The following is a 22,822-nucleotide window of genomic DNA, read 5'->3' as shown; positions in this document are numbered from 1 at the left end:
ATTCGCCGCCGCGTCATCGACGCGGCGGTTTTTATTGTGCTAATGATTGACCATCGAACCATGCCCCGGGACATCTCACAGGAAACCTGCCGTGCCGACCGCACTCGCCTATCTGATCGTGGTACTGGTGTGGGCCTCCACGCCGCTGGCCATCAAGTGGAGCGCCGAGGCCGGCGCGCCGATCGGCAGCGTGATGCTGCGCATGCTGATCGCCTTCCTGCTGGGGCTGGTGATCCTGCTGGCCCTGAAACGCCGCCTGCGCCGCGACCGTCGGGCGCTGCGCAGCTACGCCGCTGCCGTGCCCGGGGTATTCGGCGCCATGGCCCTGAGCTACCACGCCTCCCAGAGCCTGCCCTCGGGCATGCTGTCGGTGATGTTCGGCATGGCCCCGCTGATCTCGGGGCTGATCCTGCAGGCGCTGCCCGGTGCCACCCGGCTGCGTCGCTGGCACTGGCTGGGCTGCGCGCTGGGTGTCGTCGGGCTGGCCGTGGTGTTTGCCGACAGCCTGACGCTGGGTGGCGAGGTGCTTGGCGCGCTGCTGCTGATGCTGGGCGCGGTGACGCTGTTCAGCGCCAGCGGCATCGCCGTACAGCGCGTGGCCGCCGGCGTCGGCCCGCTGGAGCAGACCCTGGGCGCCCTGGCCCTGAGCCTGCCCTGCTTCCTGGCGCTGTGGCTGGCCAGCGGCGAGCCGCCTGGCCTGCCGCTCTCCGAGCGCGGCCTGTGGGCGGTGCTCTACCTGGCGCTGTTCGGCTCCCTGGTGGGCTTTCTCTGCTACTTCCTGATCCTCTCGCGGCTGCCCGCCGCCACGGTGTCGCTGGTCACCCTGATCACGCCGGTACTGGCGCTGGGGCTCGGCATGCTGCTCAATCAGGAACAGCCTTCGCCCTCGATGCTGGCGGGAGCCGGTCTGATCCTGGTGGCTCTCGGTGCCTACCTGTTCGGCGACCGCCTCACCCGCCTCAAGGCCATCGACGAGCCCTCGACGGCCCCCAAGGTCGCAGTGCGGGAACCGGAATGATCGCGCTAGGCTAGGGCGTCAATGCCCGATACGGCCCCATAGCATGGAGAACCCCATGAGCGAGACGACCCCGGCGGTACACCGCCACGACGCCGACGGCGTGACCACCCTGACCCTCAACCGTCCCGGCAGCTTCAACGCCCTCTCCGAGGAGATGCTCGAGGCGCTGGGCGCCGAGCTTACGCGCCTGGCGCACGATGGCAGCGTGCGCTGCGTGGTGATCGCCGCCGCGGGGCGCGCCTTCTGTGCCGGCCATGATCTCAAGCAGATGCGCGCCCACGGCAACGACCGCGACTACTTCCAGGAACTCTTCGCCCGCTGCGCCGGCGTGATGCAGGCCGTCGTCGAGCTGCCGGTACCGGTGATCGCCCGGATCCAGGGCATCGCCACCGCCGCCGGCTGCCAGCTGGTGGCCAGCTGTGACCTGGCGGTGGCGGCACGCTCGGCGCGCTTCGCCGTCTCCGGCATCAACGCCGGGCTGTTCTGCTCCACCCCGGCGGTGGCGCTGTCGCGCAACGTGGCCCGCAAGCGCGCCATGGAGATGCTCCTCACCGGGGAGTTCATCGATGCCGCCACCGCCCGCGACTGGGGGCTGGTCAACCGGGTCGCCGACGACGAGGCCCTCGACGAGGCAGTGGCCGAACTCGCCGCCAGCATCTGCGCCAAGAGCGCCGTGGCGGTGCGCACCGGCAAGGCGATGTTCCAGCGCCAGCTACGCATGCCCCTGGACGAGGCCTATGCCTTCGCCGGCGAGGTGATGGCCGGCAACATGCTGGCCGAGGACGTCGCCGAAGGCATCGACGCCTTCATCGAGAAGCGCCAACCGGTGTGGAAGAACCGCTGAGCACCCAAGGAGCGGCGCAAACGGGTTAGTGGAAGCGATTTCCGCAGGCGCGACAGGCGCGCGCCGACAAGGTATCCTCTGCCAGCGAAGCCAAGGCATAAGGAATTTGAGGGTGAGTGAAGTCAAGCGCAGGACGGCGGGGCGCCCCGCGGGATCGGGCAAGGCCAGCGGCGGCCACAGCCAGTCGCTGGTGCGCGGCCTCAACCTGCTGGAGCGCCTGGCCGGCCACCCCGGCGGCCTGGCCCTCTCCGAGCTCGCCGAACTGGCCGAACTGGCCCCCTCCACCACCCACCGCCTGCTGCAGGCGCTACAGAGCCAGGGCTTTGTCACCCAGGAGAGCGAGCTCGGCGTCTGGAAGATCGACGTCAAGACCTTCCGCATCGGCAACAGCTTCCTCGAGGCCCGTGACTTCGTGGGCACCAGCCGCCCCTTCCTGCGTCGCCTCACCGCCCAGACCGGCGAGACCGCCAACCTCGGCATCCGCGACGACGGCACCGCGGTGTTCCTGGCCCAGAGCGAATCGCCGCAGATGATGCGCATGATCACCCGACTGGGCTCTCGTGCCCCGCTGCACGCCTCGGGCGTGGGCAAGGCACTGATGGCCTGGCTACCCGAGGACGAGCTCGCGCGCATCCTCGCCGAGCAGGGGCTTTCTCGGGTCACCGAAAACACCCTGCACACCGCCGAGACGCTGCGCGAGGGGCTGGCCGAGATCCGCCGCCAGGGCTTCGCCTGCGATCGCGAGGAGCACGCCATCGGCCTGCACTGCGTGGCCGCCTGCATCCACGACGAGCACGGCACCCCACTGGCCGCCATCTCGGTCTCCGGCCCGGTGGCGCGCATCCCCGAGACGCGCCTGCTGGAACTCGGCGAGCTGGTGCGCGATACCGCCGCCGAGATCACCGCCCGGCTGGGGGGCGCTGCTCCCGAGCACGCCCAGAAAACGTGATTCAATGTGGTTACATATTACCCGTAACTCGGTATCATAAAAGAGGTGCGCCCGCCTAAACCCGGCGCACCACTTCATACCCCACCGCTAACACTGGCCATTTCGAAACCACTATTACCCAATGTCTCAGGCCATCGAATGCGTCAATGCTCTTGTCGATGAGTTCCAGCAGCGCCGCCCGATACGCGCCGGCTCGCTGATCATCACCCTCTACGGCGATGCCATCGTGCCCCGTGGCGGTACCGTCTGGCTGGGCAGCATCTCGAAGCTGGTGGAACCGATCGGCATCAACGAGCGGCTGGTGCGCACCTCTGTCTATCGCTTGACCCGGGAGACCTGGCTACAGGGGGAAAAGGTGGGGCGACGCAGCTACTACAGCCTCAGCGGCCCAGGCCGGCGTCGTTTCGAACAGGCCTTCAAGCGCGTCTACCATGGCACCCAACCCCCCTGGTCGGGCCAGTGGACCCTGGTTCTGCTCAGTCAGCTGGATGCCTTGCACCGGCAGAAGGTCCGAGAGGAGTTGGAGTGGCTAGGGTTCGGACACTTCGCCAACGGGCTGCTCGCCCATCCGACTCTGAGCCGCAGCGAGACCCTTGCCGCCCTGCAGGAGCTGGGTGCCGCAGAGGAGGCCATTGTCATGCGCACCGAGGCCCTCGAACCCCTGGCCAGCCGGCCGCTGCGTCTGCAGGTGCGCGAGAGCTGGAACCTCGACGAGTTGGCCGGGCACTACCAACGCTTCCTGACGCTGTTTCGCCCCCTGTGGAAGGCCCTCAACGAGGAGAACCACCTCGACGAGGAGGCCTGCTTCATCGCTCGCACCCTGCTGATCCACGAGTACCGGCGCGTCCAGCTGCGCGACCCTCAGCTCCCCGACGAACTGCTCCCCACCGCCTGGGAGGGGCGCAACGCCTACCAGCTTTGCCGCAACCTCTACCGCATGGTCTACCGTCGTGCCGAGAACTGGCTCGACCGCCACCTGGAGACCGCGGAAGGCCCCCTGCCAGCCCCAGGCCCCAGCTTCTACCGGCGTTTCGGCGGGCTGGAGTAGTTCACCAGGACAGGCGGCCGACATCTCGTCACCCAGATAGCAATACCCCCTACCATGACATCATGGCAGGGGGTATTGCGTATTCCGCCGTCAGACAAGAAGCCAGGTCACGTCCCCTTCCCCAGGGTCTGCTGCTTGGGCTGGGTATCCCCGGCGTCCAGCCGCGGACGGTCGGCATCCAGCTCGGTCAGCGGCTCGCAGGGCTCGAGGCTGTCGCGGCAGCGCTCGGTGAGACGCTGGTACTCCCGAGTACCCTGCTGCTTCCAGGCGACCTCCTGGTCGGAGAGCTCACGCCTGACCTTGGCCGGAGCCCCCATCACCAGCGACTGGGGCGGACACTCGAAGTTAGTCTTGACGAAGGCCGCCGCGGCGACGATGGAACGAGCGCCAATCACGGCGTAGTCCATCACCACGGCGTTCATGCCAACCATGGCGTCCTCGCCCACCACGCAACCGTGCAGTACGGCGCCATGCCCGATATGGCCATTCTTCTCCACCCGGGTGACACAGCCAGGAAAGCCGTGCATCACGCAGGTGTCCTGAAGGTTGGCGCCCTCCTCCAGTACCAGCTGACCGAAGTCGCCGCGCATCACCGCACCGGGTCCCACATAACAGCCGGGGCCGACGATGACATCACCGATCAGCACCGCCGTGGGGTGCACATAGGCAGTGGGGTGCACCACCGGGGTTACTCCCTCGAGTCGATAGCAGGGCATAACGCGTCTCCTTTAGTCCAACTGGCCATGGCGGCGGCTCTGCACCACCACGAAGCGAGGTGTCACGAAGGCCTGGTCGCATAGCGAGGCGTTGGCCGCCGGATTGCCTCCGGTCGCGTGGAAGTCGCTGAAGGCAGCGGACTGATTGACCAGGATACCACCGTCCAGATTGAGCGATAACGCGACCGCTACCTCCATGGCCAGCTCCTCGAAACGCTCGGCGACCTCGTCATCGGTGGTATAGGCACCCAGGGTGATGGCGCCCTGCTCGCCGATCACTTCGCGGGCCAGCTCGATGCTGTGCGCGGTGCTGTCGGTGGCGACCACGAAGCCGATGGGACCGAAGCGCTCCTCACTGAAGGCGTCGCGCTGGCTGGCATCCACCTTGAGCAGCAGCGGCGTATGGATCCGCGCCTCGGGATACCGAGCATGCTGGCGACGCTCGCCATCCAGCAGCACTTCGCCCAGGCCGCGGCACTCCTCGATGCGAGCGGCGGTGGCCGGCGACTGAATGGCGCCCAGCACGGTACAGGCGCGCTCGTTATCGGCGAGGAATGCCTCGATGGCCTTGGCCAGGGCACCGGCCACCTCGTCGAAGGAGAGCCTGCCCTCTGACGTCTGGATACCATCGCGGGGAACGTAGATGGCCTGGGGGGTCGTGCACATCTGGCCGGAGTAAAGGCTCAGACTGAAGGCCAGGTTCTGGGCCACCGGCTCGATCCGCTCGACGCTGTCGATGATGAGGGTGTTGAGGCCGGCCTTCTCGGTGAAGACCCGAGCCTGGGTGGCGTTGTGCTCCAGCCACTCGCCGAACGCGCTGGAGCCGGTGAAGTCGATCAACTTGACAGCCGGGTCCAAGGCCAACTCCTTGGCTACCGGCTCCTCGGCGCTGTCGGGCATCAGGCTCACCAGGCATGGATCGAAGCCGGCCTCCTCGAGCACCTCCTGAGCGACGCGCGTCGTCATCGCCAGTGGCAGGATGGCTCCCGGATGGGGCTTGAGGATGACCGGGTTGCCGGTGGCCAGGCTGGCGAACAGCCCCGGATAGGTATTCCAGGTGGGGAAGGTGGAGCAGGCCACCACCAGGGAGATGCCGCGTGGCACGATATGGAAGCGCTTCTCCATCACCAGCGGATCGCGCTTACCCTGGGGCTTGACCCAGCTGGCCGTGGCCGGCACAGAGGACATCGCCTGCCAGGCGCAGGTTACGGCTTCAAGGCCGCGATCCTGGGCGTGAGGGCCGCCGGCCTGGAAAGCCATCAGAGGCCCCTGGCCGCTGGTATGGCTGACCGCCTGAGCGATCTCCGGGCTCATGGCGTTCAGACGCGCCAGGATCTCCAGACAGACGCCTACTCGCGCCTCGGCGCCGGCGTCGCGCCATGCGGGCAGCGCCGCCCGCATGGCCGCGATCAGTGCGTCCCGTTCGGGCTGATCGTAGGTCACCCCGAGCTCGAAGCCATAGGGCGAGACCTCACTCCCCACCTGGCCGGCCACGCTCGGGACCTTGAGAGAAAAATGTCGCTTGAGGAGCGCCTCGAAGCGCTGCGGGGCCTCCTTCACCGCCTCTTCTGGATACTGCTTGATACTCTCCGGATAGGGTGTCCAGAACTCACGGGTGGCGATGGCCTCGACGGCCTGCGCGAGGGTCCCGCGATGGCGGTCGAACAACTGTTGGGCTTGCTGTGACATGCTGACTCCTGCGCAGCGGGAGGCTGCATTCGATACGATTTCGAAAAATAAAACTACCCATGGCGTAACAAAACATCAAACCCCAGCCCCCGACTGCCGTCTTCAGCTCTCGGCATGAACCGGAAAATTCCCTTTAAGTATTAGTCAATTAAAGACACCTGGACCATCACGGCCGAAGAGATTCGACCATGGTATAACTTCACCTCCTTGAGCGGCTTCACCGCACTGCAACTTCCTGAAAGACAGTGACTTTCATCGTCAACAACAGCTTAACCGATACACTATATACCAAGCTATTGATTTGATGCGTATCAAAAAAAACCTATACTCGCTTCAGGCTAAGACCCGGCCATCCTAGCGCCGCAACGTCACGCCAGAAGCGAGGAGACCATGCCCAACCACCTGATCATCGAAGGGCCTCAGCAAGGGGTGCTGCACATTACCCTGCACCGCCCCGAGGCGCTGAATGCTCTGAATACCGCCCTGCTTGCCGAACTGGCCGACACCCTGGAGGGGGCCGCCGATGACGCCGAGGTGCGTGCCGTGGTGATCACCGGCAGCCGGCGCGCCTTCGCCGCCGGCGCCGACATCAAGGAGATGGCCGAACGCGACCTGGTAGGCATGCTGGAAGACCCCCGCCAGCGCCACTGGGCCACCATCGCCCGCTTCAACAAACCCATCGTCGCCGCCGTCAACGGCTTCTGCCTGGGCGGCGGCTGCGAGTTGGCCATGCACGCCGATATCCTGATCGCCGGCGAAGACGCCCGCTTCGGCCAGCCCGAGATCAACCTGGGCATCATGCCCGGCGCCGGCGGCACCCAGCGCCTGGTGCGCGCCGTGGGCAAGGCGCTGGCCACCCAGATGGTGCTCACCGGCGAGCCGATCAGTGCGCGTCGTGCCATGGAGGCCGGCCTGGTGAGCGAGGTCACCCAGCCCGAGCTGACGGTGGAGCGTGCCCTGGTCGTGGCCGAGACCATCGCCACCAAGGCACCGCTCGCCGTCCGCCTGGCCCGTGAGGCCCTGCACAAGGCCGAGGACACCGACCTGGCTACCGGCCTGCGCTTCGAGCGCCACGCCTTCACGCTGCTGGCCGGCACCCAGGACCGAGAGGAGGGCATCCGTGCCTTCCAGGAAAAACGCCCCGCCACCTTCAACGGGCAATGACACAGGACCTTGAATCATGAGTGAAGCCCCCCTGCTCTACTCCGTGGAAGACGGCGTCGCCCGCATCACGTTGAACCGCCCCGACAGTCTCAACAGCTTCAATGCCGAACTGCACGCCGAGATGCGCCAGGCGCTCAAGGCCGCACGTCAGGACAAGAGCGTGCGCGCCCTGCTGCTTACCGGCAACGGCCGCGGCTTCTGCGCCGGCCAGGATCTCTCCGACCGTAACGTGGCCCCCGGGGCCGAGACGCCAGACCTGGGCGAGTCCCTTGAGAAGCGCTACAACCCCATGCTGCGCACCATCAGGGACCTGCCGTTTCCCGTCATCTGTGCGGTGAACGGCGTGGCCGCCGGTGCCGGCGCCAATATCGCCATGGCCTGCGACATCGTGCTGGCGGCCCGCTCGGCCAGTTTCATCCAGGCCTTCTGCAAGATCGGCCTGGTGCCGGACTCCGGCGGCACCTGGAGCCTGCCGCGCCTGGTGGGCATGGCCCGCGCCAAGGGACTGGCCATGCTGGGCGACAAGCTCAGCGCCGAGCAGGCCGAGCAGTGGGGCATGATCTGGAAGGTAGTAGACGACGAGTCCCTGCAGGACGAGGCGCTGACCCTGGCCCGCCACCTGGCCACCCAGCCGACGCGTGGCCTGGCACTGATCAAGCGCGCCCTGCATGCCAGCGCCGACAACACTTTCGATGCCCAGCTCGACCTGGAGCGCGACCTGCAGCGCCTGGCCGGCCGCACCGACGACTACCGCGAGGGCGTGGCCGCCTTCATGGACAAACGCCAGCCCAGCTTCAAGGGGGAGTGAGATGCCAGCCCTCGTAACCAGCGACATCATCGCCGTGATCGGCGCCGGCGCCATGGGCGCCGGCATCGCCCAGGTGGCGGCCCAGGCCGGCCACCCGGTGCGTCTCTACGACAACCGCGACGGCGCCGCCCAGGCCGGCATCGACGGCGTGCGCCGCCAGCTAGAGAAGCGCGTGGCCAGGGGCAAGATGGCCCAGGATGAGGTCGAGACCATCATCGCGAGGATGACGCCAGCCGCCACCCTCGCTGAGCTGGCCGACAGCCGCCTGGTGGTGGAGGCAATCGTCGAGAACCTGGACGTCAAGCGCGGCGTCTTCGCCGAGCTGGAGGCCCTCTGCGGCCCCGGTACCCTGCTGACCAGCAACACCTCATCGCTCTCCATCACCTCCATCGCCGCCGACCTCGAACGCCCCGAGCGCGTCGCCGGCCTGCACTTCTTCAATCCCGCGCCGGTGATGAAGCTGGTGGAGGTGATCTCGGGCCTGGCCACCGACGCCGAGGTGGCCGAGACCCTCTACGCCACTGCTGCTGCCTGGGGCAAGGTGCCGGTCCACGCCAGCTCCACCCCCGGCTTCATCGTCAACCGCGTCGCCCGCCCCTTCTATGCCGAGGGGCTGCGCCTGATGCAGGAGGGCGCTGCCGCCCCCGCCACCCTGGACGCCCTGCTGCGCCAGGCCGGCGGCTTTCGCATGGGCCCCTTCGAACTGATGGACCTGATCGGACACGACGTCAACTACGCCGTGACCCGTTCGGTGTTCGACGCCTACTACGGTGATACCCGCTTCGAGCCCTCCCTGGTCCAGCAGGCGCTGGTCGAGGCTGGCCGCCTGGGCCGCAAGAGCGGCCTGGGCTTCTATGACTATCGGGACAACGCCACCCCCGACGCGCCCGACTTCGCTGCCCCTGCCGAGGCTGAACTCCCGCCCCTGGTGGCCGAGGGTCAGCTCGGTGCTATCGCGCCGCTGGTGGCACGCGCCGAGGCCGCCGGCCTCGAGGTGGTGCATCGGGAGAGCATCTCCGGCGAGGGGCGTCTGCGCCTGGGCGGCCTCACCCTGGCGCTGAGCGACGGCCGCTGTGCCGCCGAACGTGCCCGGGACGAGGGCCTCGAGGCCCTGGTGCTGTTCGACCTCTGCCTCGACTACGGCGAGGCCAGCGCCATCGCCCTGGCGGCGAGCCCCGGCGTCGACGCCGCTGGCCGCGACCTAGCCACGGCACTCTTCCAGCGCCTGGGCCTGGACGTGGCCTGGCTCACCGACACCCCGGGGCTGGTGGTACTGCGCACCGTGGCCATGCTGGCCAACGAGGCCGCTGACGCTGTGCTGCAGGGCGTGTGCAGCGCCACTGACGGCGACCTGGCCATGCAGGCCGGTCTCAACTACCCCCGCGGCCCGCTGGCCTGGGCCGACGGCCTGGGGCTCGACTTCGTCCACCGCACCCTGACCCATCTGCAGCAGAGCTACGGCGAGGAGCGCTATCGCGCCTCCTTCCTGCTGCGCCGCAAGGCCCTTGCCGAGGAGACCTTCCATGTCTGAATCCGAGCTGAGTCCCCAGCAGCTGGCCGAGGCCTGCGCCGACGCCATGTTCTCCCGGGACAACGCCAGCCAGGGGCTGGGCATGCGTATCGAGAGCGTGGCCCCGGGCCGGGCAGTGCTCACCATGAGCGTCCGCGAGGACATGGTGCAGGGGCACGGCAACTGTCACGGCGGCTTCATCTTCGCCTTGGCGGACTCCGCCTTCGCCTTCGCCTGCAACACCTATGATGACGCCACGGTGGCCTCGGGCTGCAGCATCGACTACCTGGGCCCAGGCCAGCTTGGCGATGTGCTGACTGCCACCGCCGAGGAGCGCAGCCGTCGCGGTCGCACCGGTATCTATGACATCACCGTGCGCAACCAGCATGGCCACGAGGTCGCGCTGTTTCGCGGCCGCTCCTACAAGGTCCGCGGCACCGTCCGTCGCCAGGAAGAATCCACCGCTGGAGAAAACGCATGAAAGATGCCCTGATCATCGATGCCATCCGCACCCCCATCGGTCGCTACGGCGGCGTGTTATCCCCGGTACGTGCCGACGATCTCGGTGCCGTGCCCATGCGTGCCCTGATCGAGCGCAACCCTTCGGTGGACTGGGCCCAGATCGACGACCTCTTCTACGGCTGCGCCAACCAGGCCGGTGAGGACAACCGCAACGTGGCACGCATGTCGGCGCTATTGGCAGGCCTCCCCGTGGAAGTGCCGGGCACCACGCTCAACCGCCTGTGCGGTTCCGGCATGGACGCCATCGGCAATGCCGCCCGCACCATCAAGGCCGGCGAGGCGGGCCTGATGATCGCCGGCGGCGTCGAGTCCATGTCCCGTGCCCCCTTCGTGATGGGCAAGGCCGAGCAGGCCTTCTCGCGCAGCGCCGAGATCCACGACACCACCATCGGTTGGCGCTTCGTCAACCGCCAGATGAAGGCCCAATTCGGCGTCGACTCCATGCCGGAGACCGCCGAGAACGTCGCCGCGCAGTTCGGGATCTCCCGCGAGGATCAGGACGCCTTCGCCCTGCGTAGCCAGCAGCGCACCGCAGCGGCAATGGAAGCCGGCCGCCTGGCGGAGGAGATCGTTCCCGTTGAAGTGCCGCGCCGCAAGCAGGCACCGCTGGTGGTAGACACCGACGAGCATCCTCGTGCCTCGACCACCCTGGAGCAACTGGCCAAGCTGCCCACCCCCTTCCGCGAAGGCGGCAGCGTTACCGCCGGCAACGCCTCGGGCGTCAACGATGGTGCCTGTGCCCTGCTGCTGGCCTCACCGGAACAGGCAACCCAGTTCGGCCTCAAGGCCCGCGCTCGTGTGGTAGGCATGGCCACTGCCGGCGTCGAGCCACGCATCATGGGATTTGGCCCGGCCCCTGCGACCCGCAAGGTGCTGGCGCAAACCGGCCTGACCCTCGAACAGATGGACGTGATCGAACTCAATGAAGCCTTCGCCGCCCAGGCGCTGGCCGTGACCCGCGACCTCGGCCTCCCCGACGATGCCGAGCACATCAATCCCAACGGCGGCGCCATCGCCCTGGGCCATCCGCTGGGCATGAGCGGCGCCCGCCTGGTGACCACCGCCCTGCACGAGCTGGAACGCCGGCAGGGACGCTACGCGCTGTGCACCATGTGTATCGGCGTGGGTCAGGGTATCGCCCTGATCATTGAGCGCCTCTGATAGCGCGCACTACAACAATCCCTGCGACCGGAGAAAAAGACACCATGAACCAGCGCGTAAAACCCATCGACACCTCCAGCCTCGACCACCTGGAGACCGCCAGCATCGACGAGCTGCGTGCCTCTCAGCTCAAGCGCCTGCAGTGGAGCCTGAAGCACGCCTACGAGAATGTGCCCCACTACCGCCACTCCTTCGATCAGGCCGGCGTTCACCCCGAGGACATCAAGAGCCTAGAGGACCTCGGCAAGCTGCCCTTTACCACCAAGGCTGACCTGCGCGACAACTACCCCTTCGGCATGTACGCCACACCGATGAGCGAGATCGTACGCATCCACGCTTCCAGCGGTACCACCGGCCAGCCCACCGTAGTCGGCTACACGCAGAACGACATCGATGTCTGGGCCGACGTGGTAGCCCGCTCGATCCGCGCCGCCGGCGGCAGTCGCAACGACAAGGTGCACGTGGCCTACGGCTACGGCCTGTTCACCGGTGGCCTGGGCGCCCACTACGGCGCCGAGCGCCTGGGTTGCGCCGTCATCCCCATGTCCGGCGGTCAGACCGAGAAGCAGGTGCAGCTGATCCGAGACTTCCAGCCGGACATCATCATGGTGACCCCCTCTTACATGCTCAATATCGCAGATGAGATGGAGCGTCAGGGCATCGATCCACGTGAACTGCCTCTGCGTACCGGCATCTTCGGCGCAGAGCCCTGGACCAACGATATGCGCCTCTCTCTGGAGAAGCGTCTGGGCATCGATGCCCTGGACATCTATGGCCTCTCCGAGGTGATGGGGCCTGGGGTAGGCATGGAGTGCCTGGAAACCAAGGATGGCCCGACCATCTGGGAGGACCATTTCTATCCCGAGATCATCGACCCGATCAGCGGTGAAGTTTTGCCTGATGGCGAATACGGCGAGCTGGTGTTTACCACCCTCACCAAGGAAGCATTGCCGGTGATCCGGTACCGTACCCGCGATCTCACCCGCCTTCTTCCCGGCACAGCCCGACCCATGCGGCGTATCGACAAGATTACCGGTCGCAGCGATGACATGCTGATCATTCGCGGGGTCAACGTCTTCCCGACCCAGATCGAGGAACGGCTACTCAAGATCGAACAGCTCTCACCGCACTACGAGATCGAAGTCACTCGCCAGGGCAACATGGATATGGTGCTCGTGCGCGTCGAGGCATGCAGCAATGACATTGCCCGCGATCCAGTAGCCTGCGAGCAGTTGGGCAAACAACTCCAGCATGCCATCAAGACCTACGTAGGCATCAGCACCAAGGTAGATGTCTGTGGGGTAGATGAAGTCATGCGCTCTGTCGGCAAGGCGAAGCGCGTGAAGGATTTACGCTGATCGCACCCAGGCGCCATAAAAAGCTTATTGAACAACAGCTTGATTAAAAACCAACAATAGCGACACAAGATACGAAGGTATAACCACCTTTTTGTGTCGCTTAAAAGTTCAGCCTGCTATGCTTGAGACAAGCAAGACAGGCTAAACCAGAACTGGAGAGTGTAACGATGTCCTCTGAACAGCAGATATCTCTTCAAGAACAGCAGTTTATGGACAAGATCAAGGCTGAAGAGAAGATCGAGCCCAAGGACTGGATGCCCGAGAAATATCGCAAGAATCTGATTCGCCAGATTTCTCAGCATGCTCACTCGGAAGTCATTGGCATGCAGCCCGAAGGTAACTTCCTGACTCGTGCGCCTTCGTTGCGCCGCAAGGCGATCCTGCTATCGAAGATCCAGGACGAGGCTGGTCACGGGCTCTACCTCTACAGTGCCGCCGAAACCCTGGGGATTACCCGTGAGGAGATGATCGAGGCGCTGCAGAGCGGCAAGGCGAAATATGCCTCCATCTTCAACTACCCAGCGCTGACGTGGGCCGACATGGGCGCCATTGGCTGGCTGGTCGATGGGGCCGCCATCGTCAACCAGGTATCCCTGCAGCGCACCTCCTACGGCCCCTATTCACGCGGCATGATTCGCATCTGCAAGGAAGAGAGTTTCCACCAGCGCCAGGGCTACGACATCATGCTGTCCTTGGTCAACGGCAGCTCCGAGCAGAAGGCCATGGCCCAAGATGCCCTGAACCGCTTCTACTGGCCGGCACTGATGATGTTCGGTCCGCACGACTCTGAGTCGGCACACTCCGCCAAGTCCATGGAGTGGAAAATCAAGCGTGAGACCAATGACGACCTCCGCCAGAAGTTCGTCGACCAGACCGCATCACAGATCGAGTTCCTGGGGCTAGAGCATCCCGACAAGGATCTCAAGTGGAACGAAGAGCGCGGTCATTACGACAGCGGCGAGATCGACTGGGAAGAGTTCCAGAATGTCATCAACGGCAATGGCCACTGTAATCGCCAGCGCCTCGAGCACCACATCAAGGCTCATGAAGAAGGGGCCTGGGTGAGGGAGGCCCTCGCCGCCTACAACGCCAAGAAGCAGGCCAACAAGTCTAAAGCCGCCTAAGGAGACAACATCATGCAAGACAATGCCCTGGAACTCTTTGAGGTCTTTATTCGCTCGAAGCGCGGCCTCGATCACAAGCATGTCGGAAGCCTGCATTCCGAAGACCATGCACAGGCGCTGGAGTATGCCCGCGATGTCTATACTCGCCGCAGCGAGGGCGTCAGCATCTGGGTGGTCAAGTCATCGGATATCTGCGCGTCTCAGGAAGACGATGCGGAAGACTTCTTCGACCCCAACGACGACAAACCATATCGGCACGCCACTTATTACGAACTCCCCGATGCCGTCAACAACATGTAACTTCTGAGGAGACCGCGTGATGAGTGTCAATATTAAGGACGCGACGCAGGAATATGCAACACGCCTGGGCGATGATGCCGTCGTCCTGGGCCACCGTATTTCAGAGTGGGTCAGCCGTGGGCCCTTCCTGGAAGAGGACATCGCCTATGCCAATGTGGCGCTGGACTACATTGGCCGCGCGCGCATGTTCTATGGCTATGCAGCGGAGCTGGCCAACGATGGTCGAACCGAAGACGATTTCGCCTACATGCGCGACGACCGCCAGTACCGGAACCTGCTGCTGATGGAGATGCCACGAGGCGATTTTGCCTACTCTCAAATTCGACAGCTCTTCGTGGATATCTACTACAACCTCCTGCTGCCGAAACTGGCCGATTCCAAGGACGACACGCTGGCCGCCATCGCCGCCAAGGCAATCAAGGAAACCCGCTATCACCTGCGGCGCAGCCGTGACTGGGTGCTGCGTTTAGGCGATGGCACCGAAGAGAGCCATCGTCGCGCACAGGCTGCCGTCGACAGCCTCTGGGGCTATACCCATGAGCTGTTCGATATGGACGAGACCGAGAAGCTCTTGGCCGATAACGGTATCGGCGTCGATACCACCCAGCTTCGCGAAGAGTGGCTGAAGCAAGTCAACGCTATCCTCTCGGAAGCCACTCTGAGCGTTCCGGAAGATGGCTGGGCAGTGCGTGGTGGTCGTATCGGTTATCACACCGAGAACCTTGGCCACCTGCTGACAGAAATGCAATTCGTACACCGCTCTTACCCTGGATGCCAGTGGTAAGTGCAAGGTTGGTAATGGATCATGAGCGAAATCTCGTTGATGCCGGAGGAAGAGTACCACCGGTTACAGCAGCGCAACACTTCCGAAGTAAAAGAGCTCTGGGACTTGCTTGATGACGTCAAGGATCCCGAAATTCCGGCACTGAGTATCTGGGACTTGGGAATACTGCGCGACATCCAGCGGCGGGGTGATTACATAGTCGTCACTATCACACCGACGTATTCTGGCTGCCCGGCAATAAACACCATTACCGAAGATATCGAGGCTGCCCTGTACGCCAAGGGATATGAGAGACTCGAGGTAAAGGTAAAGCTATCACCCGCCTGGAGCTCCGAGTGGATGTCCTCCGACGGGCGCCGCAAGCTACGCAATTACGGCATCGCCCCCCCGGAGGATGTCGAGGCCTCCGAGGAGGGCTTGAGCTCCGACTCACAGGCGCTTTGCCCACGCTGTGGCTCGCGCGATACACGACTCCTCAGTGAATTTGGCTCCACCGCATGCAAGGCGTTGTTTCAGTGCCAGTCATGCAAGGAGACCTTCGATTATTTCAAGACAATATAGGCTACGTGATGTCAGACACGAACTTCTATACGCTGAGAATCGCCGACGTCCAGCCGGAGACGGACACCGCCATACGTGTGACTTTTGACATTCCCGAGGAGCTGAAGGAAACCTTCGACTTCATTCAGGGACAGTTCCTGACACTGCGAACCACGATTGATGGCGAGGAGGTCCGCCGCTCCTACTCTATCTGTTCCGGCGTCAAGGATGGCCATATGCGAGTCGGCATAAAGCGCGTCAAGAATGGTCGCTTCTCCAACTATGCCAATGACCATTTCAAGCGCGGCATGGAGATCGATGTCATGCCGCCACAGGGCAGCTTCTATACCCAGCTGGATGAAAACAATGCCAAGCAATACATGTGTATTGCCGCAGGCTCCGGCATCACACCGGTACTGTCGATTGTGAAATCCGTTCTTGATACGGAGCCCAACAGTAAGGTGACGCTGATCTATGGCAACCGCCGCAGCAATTCTGTGATGTTCAAGGATGAGCTGAGCTTCGTAAAGAATCGCCACATGGACCGCTTCCAGTGGCTCAACATCATGAACTACGAAGACCAGGGCGCTGACCTTCTCAACGGCAAGATTGACAACAAGAAGGGCTACGAACTTCAGAAAAGTGGCCTGATCGATATCAAGAACACCGATGAAGCCTTTATCTGCGGCCCCGAGGCCATGATGGCTGAGGTCTCGCATGGCTTTCGCCTCGAGGGCCTGAGCAATGAGCAGATCCATTATGAGCTGTTCGCTAACTCTGCTGCGGACTCCGAGAAAATGCTCGAGAAGGCGCAGCAGCGCATCGCGGAGTATGGCGAGGAGAAGAGCAGCAAGGTGACCGTGGTCGCGGATGGCCGCTCCGTGATGTTCGATCTGGCCACGGTAGGCGAAAACATCCTGGACGCCGGGATCGCCAACGGCATGGACCTTCCCTATTCCTGCAAGGCCGGCGTCTGCTCCACCTGCAAGTGCAAGCTGGTAGTGGGCGAAGTGGATATGGATGTGACCCACGGCCTCGAGAAGCACGAAATCGAGGCGGGCTATGTGCTGAGCTGCCAGGCTCACCCTCTCACCGATGAAGTGACCCTCGACTTCGATCAGCGCTGATGATCGGCTGAGCCACCCTAATCCCTCGATACGCTCACTCCACGCCACGCTCTGGTCACGGTGACGAAGCAAGATCGTCACCGATCCACACTTATTACCGGGAGAACGCTTAATGTCAGTCCTACAGAGTTACATTGCCGGAAAGTGGCTGGGAGAGACGCCAGCCAAGGCACTGCCCAGCGCCATCAACGGTGATACCGTTGCGCATACCCATGAGGAAACCATCGACTTCGCCCAGGCAGTCGACTATGCCCGCTCCACCGGGGTGAAGAGTCTCCTTGCGCTTGATTTCCAACAGCGCGCCGCCATCCTCAAGGAACTGGCCATCTATATCCAGGGCCGCAAGGAAGAGCTCTACGCAACCTCCTATCACACCGGCTGTACCAAGGCCGACTCCTGGATCGACATCGACGGTGGCTTCGGCACCCTGTTCGCCTACGCCTCCACCGGCCGCAAGGAGCTGCCCTCCGGCAACGTGGCCCATGAGGGACCTGTCACCCAGCTCGGCAAGGACAATCACTTCAACGGGACCCATATCCTGGTGCCTCGTCGTGGTGTCTCCGTGCACATCAATGCCTTCAACTTTCCCATCTGGGGCATGCTGGAGAAATTTGCCCCAGCCTTTCTGGCAGGCATGCCGTGTATCTTCAAGCCAGCTACGGCTACCAGCTACCTCACCGAAGCCGCTGTGCGGGTCATGAACGATTCCGGCCTGCTCCCCGAAGGCGCGCTGCAATTGATCATCGGCGGCACCGGCGACCTGCTGGACAGACTCGAAGAGCAGGATTTCGTCACTTTCACCGGCTCAGCCAGTACCGCCCTGAAGTTGAAGAGCCACCCCAACATCATGGCCAGGAGTATCCCCTTCAACGCCGAGGCGGACTCCCTCAACAGCGCCATCATGGCCCCGGATGTCACCCCGGAAGACGACGAGTTCGATATCTTCGCCAAGGAAGTAGCGAAGGAGATGACCGCCAAGGCCGGCCAGAAGTGTACCGCCATACGCCGGGTGCTGGTGCCAGCCGAGCACCTGGACGCCCTGGCTGAACGCCTCAAACAGCGACTGAGCAAGATTGCCTTCGGCAACCCCGCCGCTGACGGCGTTCGCATGGGCGCTCTCGCTTCCCATGACCAGCTGAGAGACGTCACGGCCGCCATCGATCGCCTGCTGGAAACCAGCGAATGCGCGTACGGCCGAACCGAAGGCCTGCGCCCCACGGGCGAAGGAGTGGAGAATGGCGCCTTTATCGCGCCTCATCTGCTGGTCAGCCGCAACCCGCTGAACGACGGCGGCGCCCACGACATCGAGGCCTTCGGTCCGGTAGCCACCCTGATGCCCTACAACGGCATCGACGAGGCCCTGACCATCGCCGCCAAAGGCAAAGGCAGCCTGGTCACCACGCTCACCACCAAGGATCCGGCCATCGCCGCCGAGATGATCCCGGTGCTGGCCGCCCAGCATGGTCGCCTGCAGATCCTGAACGCCGAAGCGTCCAAAGAATCTACCGGCCATGGCTCCCCGCTGCCCATGCTCAAGCATGGCGGTCCGGGTCGCGCCGGGGGTGGCGAAGAACTCGGCGGCATTCGTTCCGTGCACCACTATCTGCAGCGCACCGCCATCCAGGGCTCACCCACCATGGTCGCCGCGGTAACCCGCGAGTATGTGCGTGGCGCCACGGTGATCGAGAACGATATCCACCCTTTCCGTCGCCACTTCGACGACCTGCAGGTGGGCGAATCTCTGCTGACCCATCGCCGCACTGTCACCGAGGCTGACATCGTCAACTTCGGCTGCCTTTCGGGCGACCATTTCTACATGCACTTCGACGCGATCGCCGCCAAGGAGACCCAGTTCGGCCAGCGCATCGCCCATGGCTACTTCGTGCTCTCCGCCGCCGCCGGTCTGTTCGTCTATGCCGGCGAAGGCCCCGTGCTGGCAAACTATGGCATCGACACCCTTCGATTCATCAACCCTGTGGTCGCCGGCGATACCATCCGTGCTCGCCTGACGTGCAAGCGCAAGATCGATCAGGGCCGAACCTCACCCGAGGGGCACCCCCAGGGAGTGGTCATGTGGGACGTGGCAGTCACCAACCAGAACGGCGAGCTGGTGGCCAGCTATGACATTCTGACGTTGGTCGCAAAGCGACAGTAAGTTCACGATACCGGTATTGGGGATTGTGCTGCACTGATCCCCTACCCGAGTGCCTCTGCTGATACGGCATGTACTGACAGGAAACATCGCTGGATACTATCGACAAGCGGGTGTCCACCAACGCCGAGATCGGCATGGTGGCACTCGCTTATTCATTTACTGCTGTAGTGAGTGGCCCGCTCTACTGGCCGACGACCACTCAGCGAATCCGTCATGGCAATCATTGGCTAACCGCCATGCCACACCGCTCATTCTGCTACTGGCTCACTCTCTTCACCGCCATGCGCCACGAAACTCTTGGCATTGGGGCAGAAGCCACGACAAGCTTCGGCACCTGCGCCGTTACGCATCGCCTTCCAGCAATGGCCAACCACCTCGCAGCGATTGCAGACAGACTCCAGTAACGCCATTTCATCCTCGGCAATAGCAGCGGTGGGCACCTCGAAGGTCTTCATCATCGCCGGCATCAACACTTCGGAGGCCTGGAAGTCGGGCACCCGACGGTCATCGAGAGTCCTGCCGATTGCTTTTTCCAGTGGCCTGCTCAGCGGCTGCTCCAGGTCGCGAGCCAATTCTTCCAGCGCCTCCGGGGCATGGCTGCGAAGTTCACGGACCACACGCTCACCCTGAATGTAATCAGATAACCTTTCCATTGCTGTCCTCCTCATCTGGTGTCAGTTACTGCTCACTTTCAGAGTAGCTCAACGCAGGTCGCCCTGATTTGACGCGAGTCAAATCAGGGCGACTTTTGACACTAAAAATTCAGATTTGAAGAGCTAGCCGTGTCGCTTTATGGGTCTCGACGCCGCCTAGTAAAGCAGGTCAGGAAGGAAGAGTACGATACCGGGGAGCAACAGCACCAGCAGGGCGCGGATCGTGCCCGCCACCCAGAACGGCGTCACCCCGCGGAAGATCGTCCCCGTCGCCACATCCGGCAGTACCGCACGAAGCACGAAGACGTTCATCCCCACCGGAGGCGTGATCAGGCTGATCTCGATCACGATCACTACCAGGATGCCGAACCACACCAGGTCATAGCCGAGCCCCGCCACCACCGGGAAGAACACCGGTACCGTCAACAGCAGCATCGACATGCTCTCGAACACGCAGCCCAGCACCACATAGATGGCGATGATCGTCAGGATCACCACGAAGGGCGCCACGTTCATGCCGGTGACCAGGTTGAGCAGATCATTGGGCAGCCCCGCCCGGTTGATGAAGTTGGCGAAGATCAGCGCCGTCAGCACCACCGCAAACAGCATCGCCGTGGTACGCACCGTGTCCATCAGCACGTTCATCAACACTCGCGGTGACAGGGAACGGCGCATCAGGGCGATCAGGAAGGCCCCCATCGCACCGATACCCGCCGCCTCGGTGGGCGTGAACACGCCCAGATAGATGCCGCCGATTACCAGCACGAACAGCGCCAGGGTACTGCCCACGCTCTTCAGCGCGGCGATGCGCTCCGGCCAGGGCACCCGCTCCGCCGCCGGGCCCGCGTCGGGGTCGCGCCACAGCACCCACTTGACCGCCCCCAGGTAGAGGAAGATCCCGAGGATGCCGGGAATGAAGCCTGCGGCAAACAGCTCGCGGATACTGGTCTCGGTGAGGATGCCGTAGATCACCAGCATCACGCTGGGCGGAATCAGGATGCCCAGAGTGCCGCCGGCGGCGATGGAGGCCGAGGCCAGCGAGTCCTTGTAGCCATACTTGCGCATCTGCGGCATGGCGACGCGTCCCATGGTTGCGCAAGTGGCAAGACTGGAACCGCAGATGGCACTGAAGCCACCGCAGGCCACGATGGTAGCCATCGCCTGGCCGCCCTTGCGGTGTCCCAGAAAGCCATTGGAGGCCCGGAACAGGGCATCCGACAACCCGGCATGGGAAACGAAGTTGCCCATCAGGATAAACAGCGGGATCACCGACAGGCCGTAGTCCATGGCGGTATCCACCACCCGCCGCGCCGCCATCGACTCGGCAGCGCTCACGTTACCGGTCAGGTAGTAGAAGCCGGCGAAACCGACGATCCCCATCGCGAAGGCCAGGGGGACCCGCAGGAACACCAGCACCAGCAAAGCCGCAAATCCGTAGAGTGCTTCAGTCATGGTTCCCTCCTGGGCTCAGCGGGCCGCCTCGCTTGACCACCTTGAACCCTTCCAGCAGATACAGCACCGCCCGCGCCAGGGTCAGCAGCGCCGACAGGGCCAGCATGATCGAGATCAGCCCGATCAGGTAGCCGTAGGGAATGCGCAGAAACTCGGTGACATCACCCCACGAAAAGGCCCGTTCGGCCAGGGCCCACACGCGCAGGGACATCACCCAGAGCGCTGCCGTCACTACCAGGTTCACCAGCACTTCCCGCACCCAGATGAACCGAGAGGGAAAGATGGCATCCAGCAGGTCCACGCTGACATGCTCCTGCCGCCAGCACACTACCGGCAGCGACAGGAACACCAGCGCCGCCAGCATCAGCTGCGTCAGCTCGACAGCACCAAGGATCGGCGAGTTGAAGAAGTAGCGGCCGCCCACATCCACCGTGGTCAGCAGCATCATGCCGAAGAGCGTGGCGCCCGCCACCCCCTCCAGCATCAACTGCAGTACACGGCCAATACGAGCCGGGCGCATCGTCAGGGTCTGCATAGTAGAACTCCTGTTGGCGAGGGAGCGTACACCTCGATAGAACGCAAATCCGCGCCATACCGGAAACGTGACAGGTGCCGGTGTGGCGCGGACTCGGGTTCAATATCAGTATGAGTACCTGGCGTATGAATGAAGCGCTTACTTAAGCTCGTCCGGTACCAGGGGAGCCACGGAGTCTTCCTCGGCGGCAACGGCGAGCTGCTCACGGAAGAACTCGATGGCCGCCATCGCATCAACCCCGCGGCTGTCGGAGACCTTGTCGGCCCACTCGGTAATCATCTCATCGCTGATGCCGCGCAGCTTCTCGAGATCCTCAGCTCCCAGTTCGGTGAAGGTGTGGCCCTGCTCCTCGGCGAACTCCACGCCGCGCACGTCCATGGTGTCCATCATGTATCCGAACAGCCTTGACAGACGCTCGCCGGAAACTGATTCGATGGCCTCACGATCCTCGGGAGAGATCCTGTCCCAGAACATCGGATTCATGGCAATGGTGAAGCTGCCGCGGTAGAAGCCGCCGTCCACCTTGAGGGTATGCGGGAAAATCTCGGCTACGCGGAAGCTACGCAGGCCCTCGGGAACCAGCATGGCACCATCGATGACACCCTGGGAGCCTGCCTCGTAGACGCCGGTAGGCGGCAGGGCAACGCCGGTCAGGCCGAGAGCCTCGGAAAGGTCGCCCATCACCCCCCCACCGACACGGATACGCTTGCCCTGCATGTCATCAAGGGTCTCATACTGCTCGCTGCTGAAGATCCAGCCAGGACCGTGGACACCGGCGGCTACCACATCGACGCCACGATGCTCAGCGGCCTCGGCCAGATATTCCTGATGGGTTTGCCAGTATGCGGCTGAAGCATTTTCAGAGGAGAAATCCTCGAAAGTGGGGAATTCAGGCAGCTTGGTCAGCTCGAAGCGGCCCGCGTTATAGCCATGAAAAATCCAGGTGGCATCGGCGATGCCGTCGGCGATGATCTCCATCTGGGAGTCGGGCGGCCCCATATCATGCACCACGTTGACCTTGACGCGGCCCTCCGTGGCTTCTTCGATCCATGCTCCCCATGTTGGCCACACCATGGTGTTGATCCCATGATTGGGGCCGGCCCAGGTACTGATAGTCAGCGTGGTCTCGGCAAGGGCAGTAGAGCTCATCACAGCGGCGGTCAGGGTGCCTAGGATCAGGCCTGTAGTCTTGTTCATTGTAAGTATCCTCCGACTTCACGGGGCGAGCGGCACGCGCTCGGTTAGAAGGTGGCTTTCATCCTGTGAACCTGGCGAATGGGCCGACGAGACCTGATACAGGCCTAATGCGATACAATTTCTTCAGCTCAGATCCAAAACAGGAAACACTTCGTGGGATACAATGCC

22 protein-coding genes are annotated in these 22,822 nt (G+C 63.5%); 16 read left to right on the top strand and 6 right to left on the bottom strand.

The features are described 5' to 3' along the window. Positions 1 to 91: 91 nt before the first annotated feature. From NFH66_RS00400 to paaX, 4 genes are all read left to right on the top strand, one after another. Positions 92 to 1,018: a DMT family transporter gene (locus NFH66_RS00400; RefSeq protein ID WP_349607440.1), complete on the top strand. Its 927-nt coding sequence runs from the start codon at positions 92 to 94 to the stop codon at positions 1,016 to 1,018. A gap of 55 nt (positions 1,019 to 1,073) precedes the next feature. Next, positions 1,074 to 1,862, top strand: a complete 789-nt coding sequence (locus tag NFH66_RS00395; RefSeq protein ID WP_349607438.1) for an enoyl-CoA hydratase — start codon at positions 1,074 to 1,076, stop codon at positions 1,860 to 1,862. Between the two features lie 112 nt (positions 1,863 to 1,974). Continuing rightward, entirely contained in the window at positions 1,975 to 2,811 is an 837-nt protein-coding gene (locus tag NFH66_RS00390; RefSeq protein WP_349607436.1) for an IclR family transcriptional regulator, read from the top strand. 121 nt (positions 2,812 to 2,932) lie between these two features. Beyond that, a complete protein-coding gene (gene paaX, locus NFH66_RS00385) occupies positions 2,933 to 3,859 on the top strand; it encodes a phenylacetic acid degradation operon negative regulatory protein PaaX (RefSeq protein WP_349607434.1) in 927 nt (308 codons plus the stop codon). A gap of 107 nt (positions 3,860 to 3,966) precedes the next feature. Here paaX and paaY read toward each other — a convergent pair whose 3' ends face one another. Together paaY and paaN are read right to left on the bottom strand one after the other, a co-directional pair. Next, the gene (gene paaY / locus NFH66_RS00380; RefSeq protein WP_349607432.1) at positions 3,967 to 4,575 is read right to left on the bottom strand and encodes a phenylacetic acid degradation protein PaaY; all 609 of its coding nucleotides are present in this window, start codon (positions 4,573 to 4,575) and stop codon (positions 3,967 to 3,969) included. A gap of 12 nt (positions 4,576 to 4,587) precedes the next feature. Next, the gene (gene paaN / locus NFH66_RS00375) at positions 4,588 to 6,264 is read right to left on the bottom strand and encodes a phenylacetic acid degradation protein PaaN (protein WP_349607431.1); all 1,677 of its coding nucleotides are present in this window, start codon (positions 6,262 to 6,264) and stop codon (positions 4,588 to 4,590) included. Between the two features lie 390 nt (positions 6,265 to 6,654). Between paaN and paaF the strand changes: the two genes are divergently transcribed. From paaF to paaZ, 12 genes are all read left to right on the top strand, one after another. Further along, a complete protein-coding gene (gene paaF, locus NFH66_RS00370; RefSeq protein WP_349607429.1) occupies positions 6,655 to 7,428 on the top strand; it encodes a 2,3-dehydroadipyl-CoA hydratase PaaF in 774 nt (257 codons plus the stop codon). Positions 7,429 to 7,444: 16 nt separating this feature from the next. Then, a complete protein-coding gene (gene paaG / locus NFH66_RS00365) occupies positions 7,445 to 8,236 on the top strand; it encodes a 2-(1,2-epoxy-1,2-dihydrophenyl)acetyl-CoA isomerase PaaG (protein WP_349607428.1) in 792 nt (263 codons plus the stop codon). Position 8,237: 1 nt separating this feature from the next. Beyond that, positions 8,238 to 9,767, top strand: a complete 1,530-nt coding sequence (gene paaH / locus NFH66_RS00360) for a 3-hydroxyacyl-CoA dehydrogenase PaaH (RefSeq protein ID WP_349607426.1) — start codon at positions 8,238 to 8,240, stop codon at positions 9,765 to 9,767. Next, positions 9,760 to 10,227 (top strand): hydroxyphenylacetyl-CoA thioesterase PaaI, encoded by a 468-nt coding sequence (gene paaI / locus NFH66_RS00355; RefSeq protein WP_349607425.1) that lies wholly within the window; start codon positions 9,760 to 9,762, stop codon positions 10,225 to 10,227. The genes paaH and paaI overlap by 8 nt, the downstream gene beginning before the upstream one ends. Continuing rightward, positions 10,224 to 11,429, top strand: a complete 1,206-nt coding sequence (gene pcaF / locus NFH66_RS00350; protein ID WP_349607424.1) for a 3-oxoadipyl-CoA thiolase — start codon at positions 10,224 to 10,226, stop codon at positions 11,427 to 11,429. The genes paaI and pcaF overlap by 4 nt, the downstream gene beginning before the upstream one ends. A gap of 44 nt (positions 11,430 to 11,473) precedes the next feature. Next, complete coding sequence (gene paaK / locus NFH66_RS00345) at positions 11,474 to 12,787, top strand: phenylacetate--CoA ligase PaaK (RefSeq protein ID WP_349607423.1); 1,314 nt, start codon at positions 11,474 to 11,476, stop codon at positions 12,785 to 12,787. 167 nt (positions 12,788 to 12,954) lie between these two features. Beyond that, positions 12,955 to 13,911, top strand: a complete 957-nt coding sequence (gene paaA, locus NFH66_RS00340; RefSeq protein ID WP_502878657.1) for a 1,2-phenylacetyl-CoA epoxidase subunit PaaA — start codon at positions 12,955 to 12,957, stop codon at positions 13,909 to 13,911. A gap of 12 nt (positions 13,912 to 13,923) precedes the next feature. Beyond that, the gene (gene paaB, locus NFH66_RS00335; protein ID WP_305797804.1) at positions 13,924 to 14,211 is read left to right on the top strand and encodes a 1,2-phenylacetyl-CoA epoxidase subunit PaaB; all 288 of its coding nucleotides are present in this window, start codon (positions 13,924 to 13,926) and stop codon (positions 14,209 to 14,211) included. Positions 14,212 to 14,230: 19 nt separating this feature from the next. Further along, complete coding sequence (paaC, locus tag NFH66_RS00330; protein WP_349607421.1) at positions 14,231 to 14,995, top strand: 1,2-phenylacetyl-CoA epoxidase subunit PaaC; 765 nt, start codon at positions 14,231 to 14,233, stop codon at positions 14,993 to 14,995. A 21-nt stretch (positions 14,996 to 15,016) separates the two neighbouring features. Beyond that, a complete protein-coding gene (paaD, locus tag NFH66_RS00325) occupies positions 15,017 to 15,556 on the top strand; it encodes a 1,2-phenylacetyl-CoA epoxidase subunit PaaD (protein ID WP_349607420.1) in 540 nt (179 codons plus the stop codon). An 8-nt stretch (positions 15,557 to 15,564) separates the two neighbouring features. Beyond that, positions 15,565 to 16,662, top strand: coding sequence for a 1,2-phenylacetyl-CoA epoxidase subunit PaaE (gene paaE / locus NFH66_RS00320; protein ID WP_349607419.1), 1,098 nt, complete (start codon positions 15,565 to 15,567; stop codon positions 16,660 to 16,662). A gap of 112 nt (positions 16,663 to 16,774) precedes the next feature. After that, positions 16,775 to 18,817: a phenylacetic acid degradation bifunctional protein PaaZ gene (paaZ, locus tag NFH66_RS00315; protein WP_349607418.1), complete on the top strand. Its 2,043-nt coding sequence runs from the start codon at positions 16,775 to 16,777 to the stop codon at positions 18,815 to 18,817. Between the two features lie 248 nt (positions 18,818 to 19,065). Here the strand turns inward: paaZ and NFH66_RS00310 are convergent, their stop codons facing one another. The 4 genes from NFH66_RS00310 to NFH66_RS00295 all read right to left on the bottom strand — a co-directional run bounded on the left by NFH66_RS00310 (position 19,066) and on the right by NFH66_RS00295 (position 22,654). Continuing rightward, on the bottom strand, positions 19,066 to 19,470 hold the full coding sequence (locus tag NFH66_RS00310; protein ID WP_349607417.1) for a hypothetical protein: 405 nt from the start codon (positions 19,468 to 19,470) through the stop codon (positions 19,066 to 19,068). A gap of 156 nt (positions 19,471 to 19,626) precedes the next feature. After that, positions 19,627 to 20,922 (bottom strand): TRAP transporter large permease, encoded by a 1,296-nt coding sequence (locus NFH66_RS00305; RefSeq protein ID WP_349607413.1) that lies wholly within the window; start codon positions 20,920 to 20,922, stop codon positions 19,627 to 19,629. Next, a complete protein-coding gene (locus NFH66_RS00300; RefSeq protein WP_349607416.1) occupies positions 20,915 to 21,457 on the bottom strand; it encodes a TRAP transporter small permease in 543 nt (180 codons plus the stop codon). The genes NFH66_RS00305 and NFH66_RS00300 overlap by 8 nt, the downstream gene beginning before the upstream one ends. Positions 21,458 to 21,595: 138 nt before the next feature. Continuing rightward, the gene (locus NFH66_RS00295; protein ID WP_349607415.1) at positions 21,596 to 22,654 is read right to left on the bottom strand and encodes a TRAP transporter substrate-binding protein; all 1,059 of its coding nucleotides are present in this window, start codon (positions 22,652 to 22,654) and stop codon (positions 21,596 to 21,598) included. Positions 22,655 to 22,822: the final 168 nt, after the last annotated feature.

The organism is Halomonas sp. H10-9-1, assembly GCF_040147005.1.
GTDB lineage: Bacteria > Pseudomonadota > Gammaproteobacteria > Pseudomonadales > Halomonadaceae > Halomonas.
This window is presented reverse-complemented; position numbering and strand designations above follow the sequence as displayed.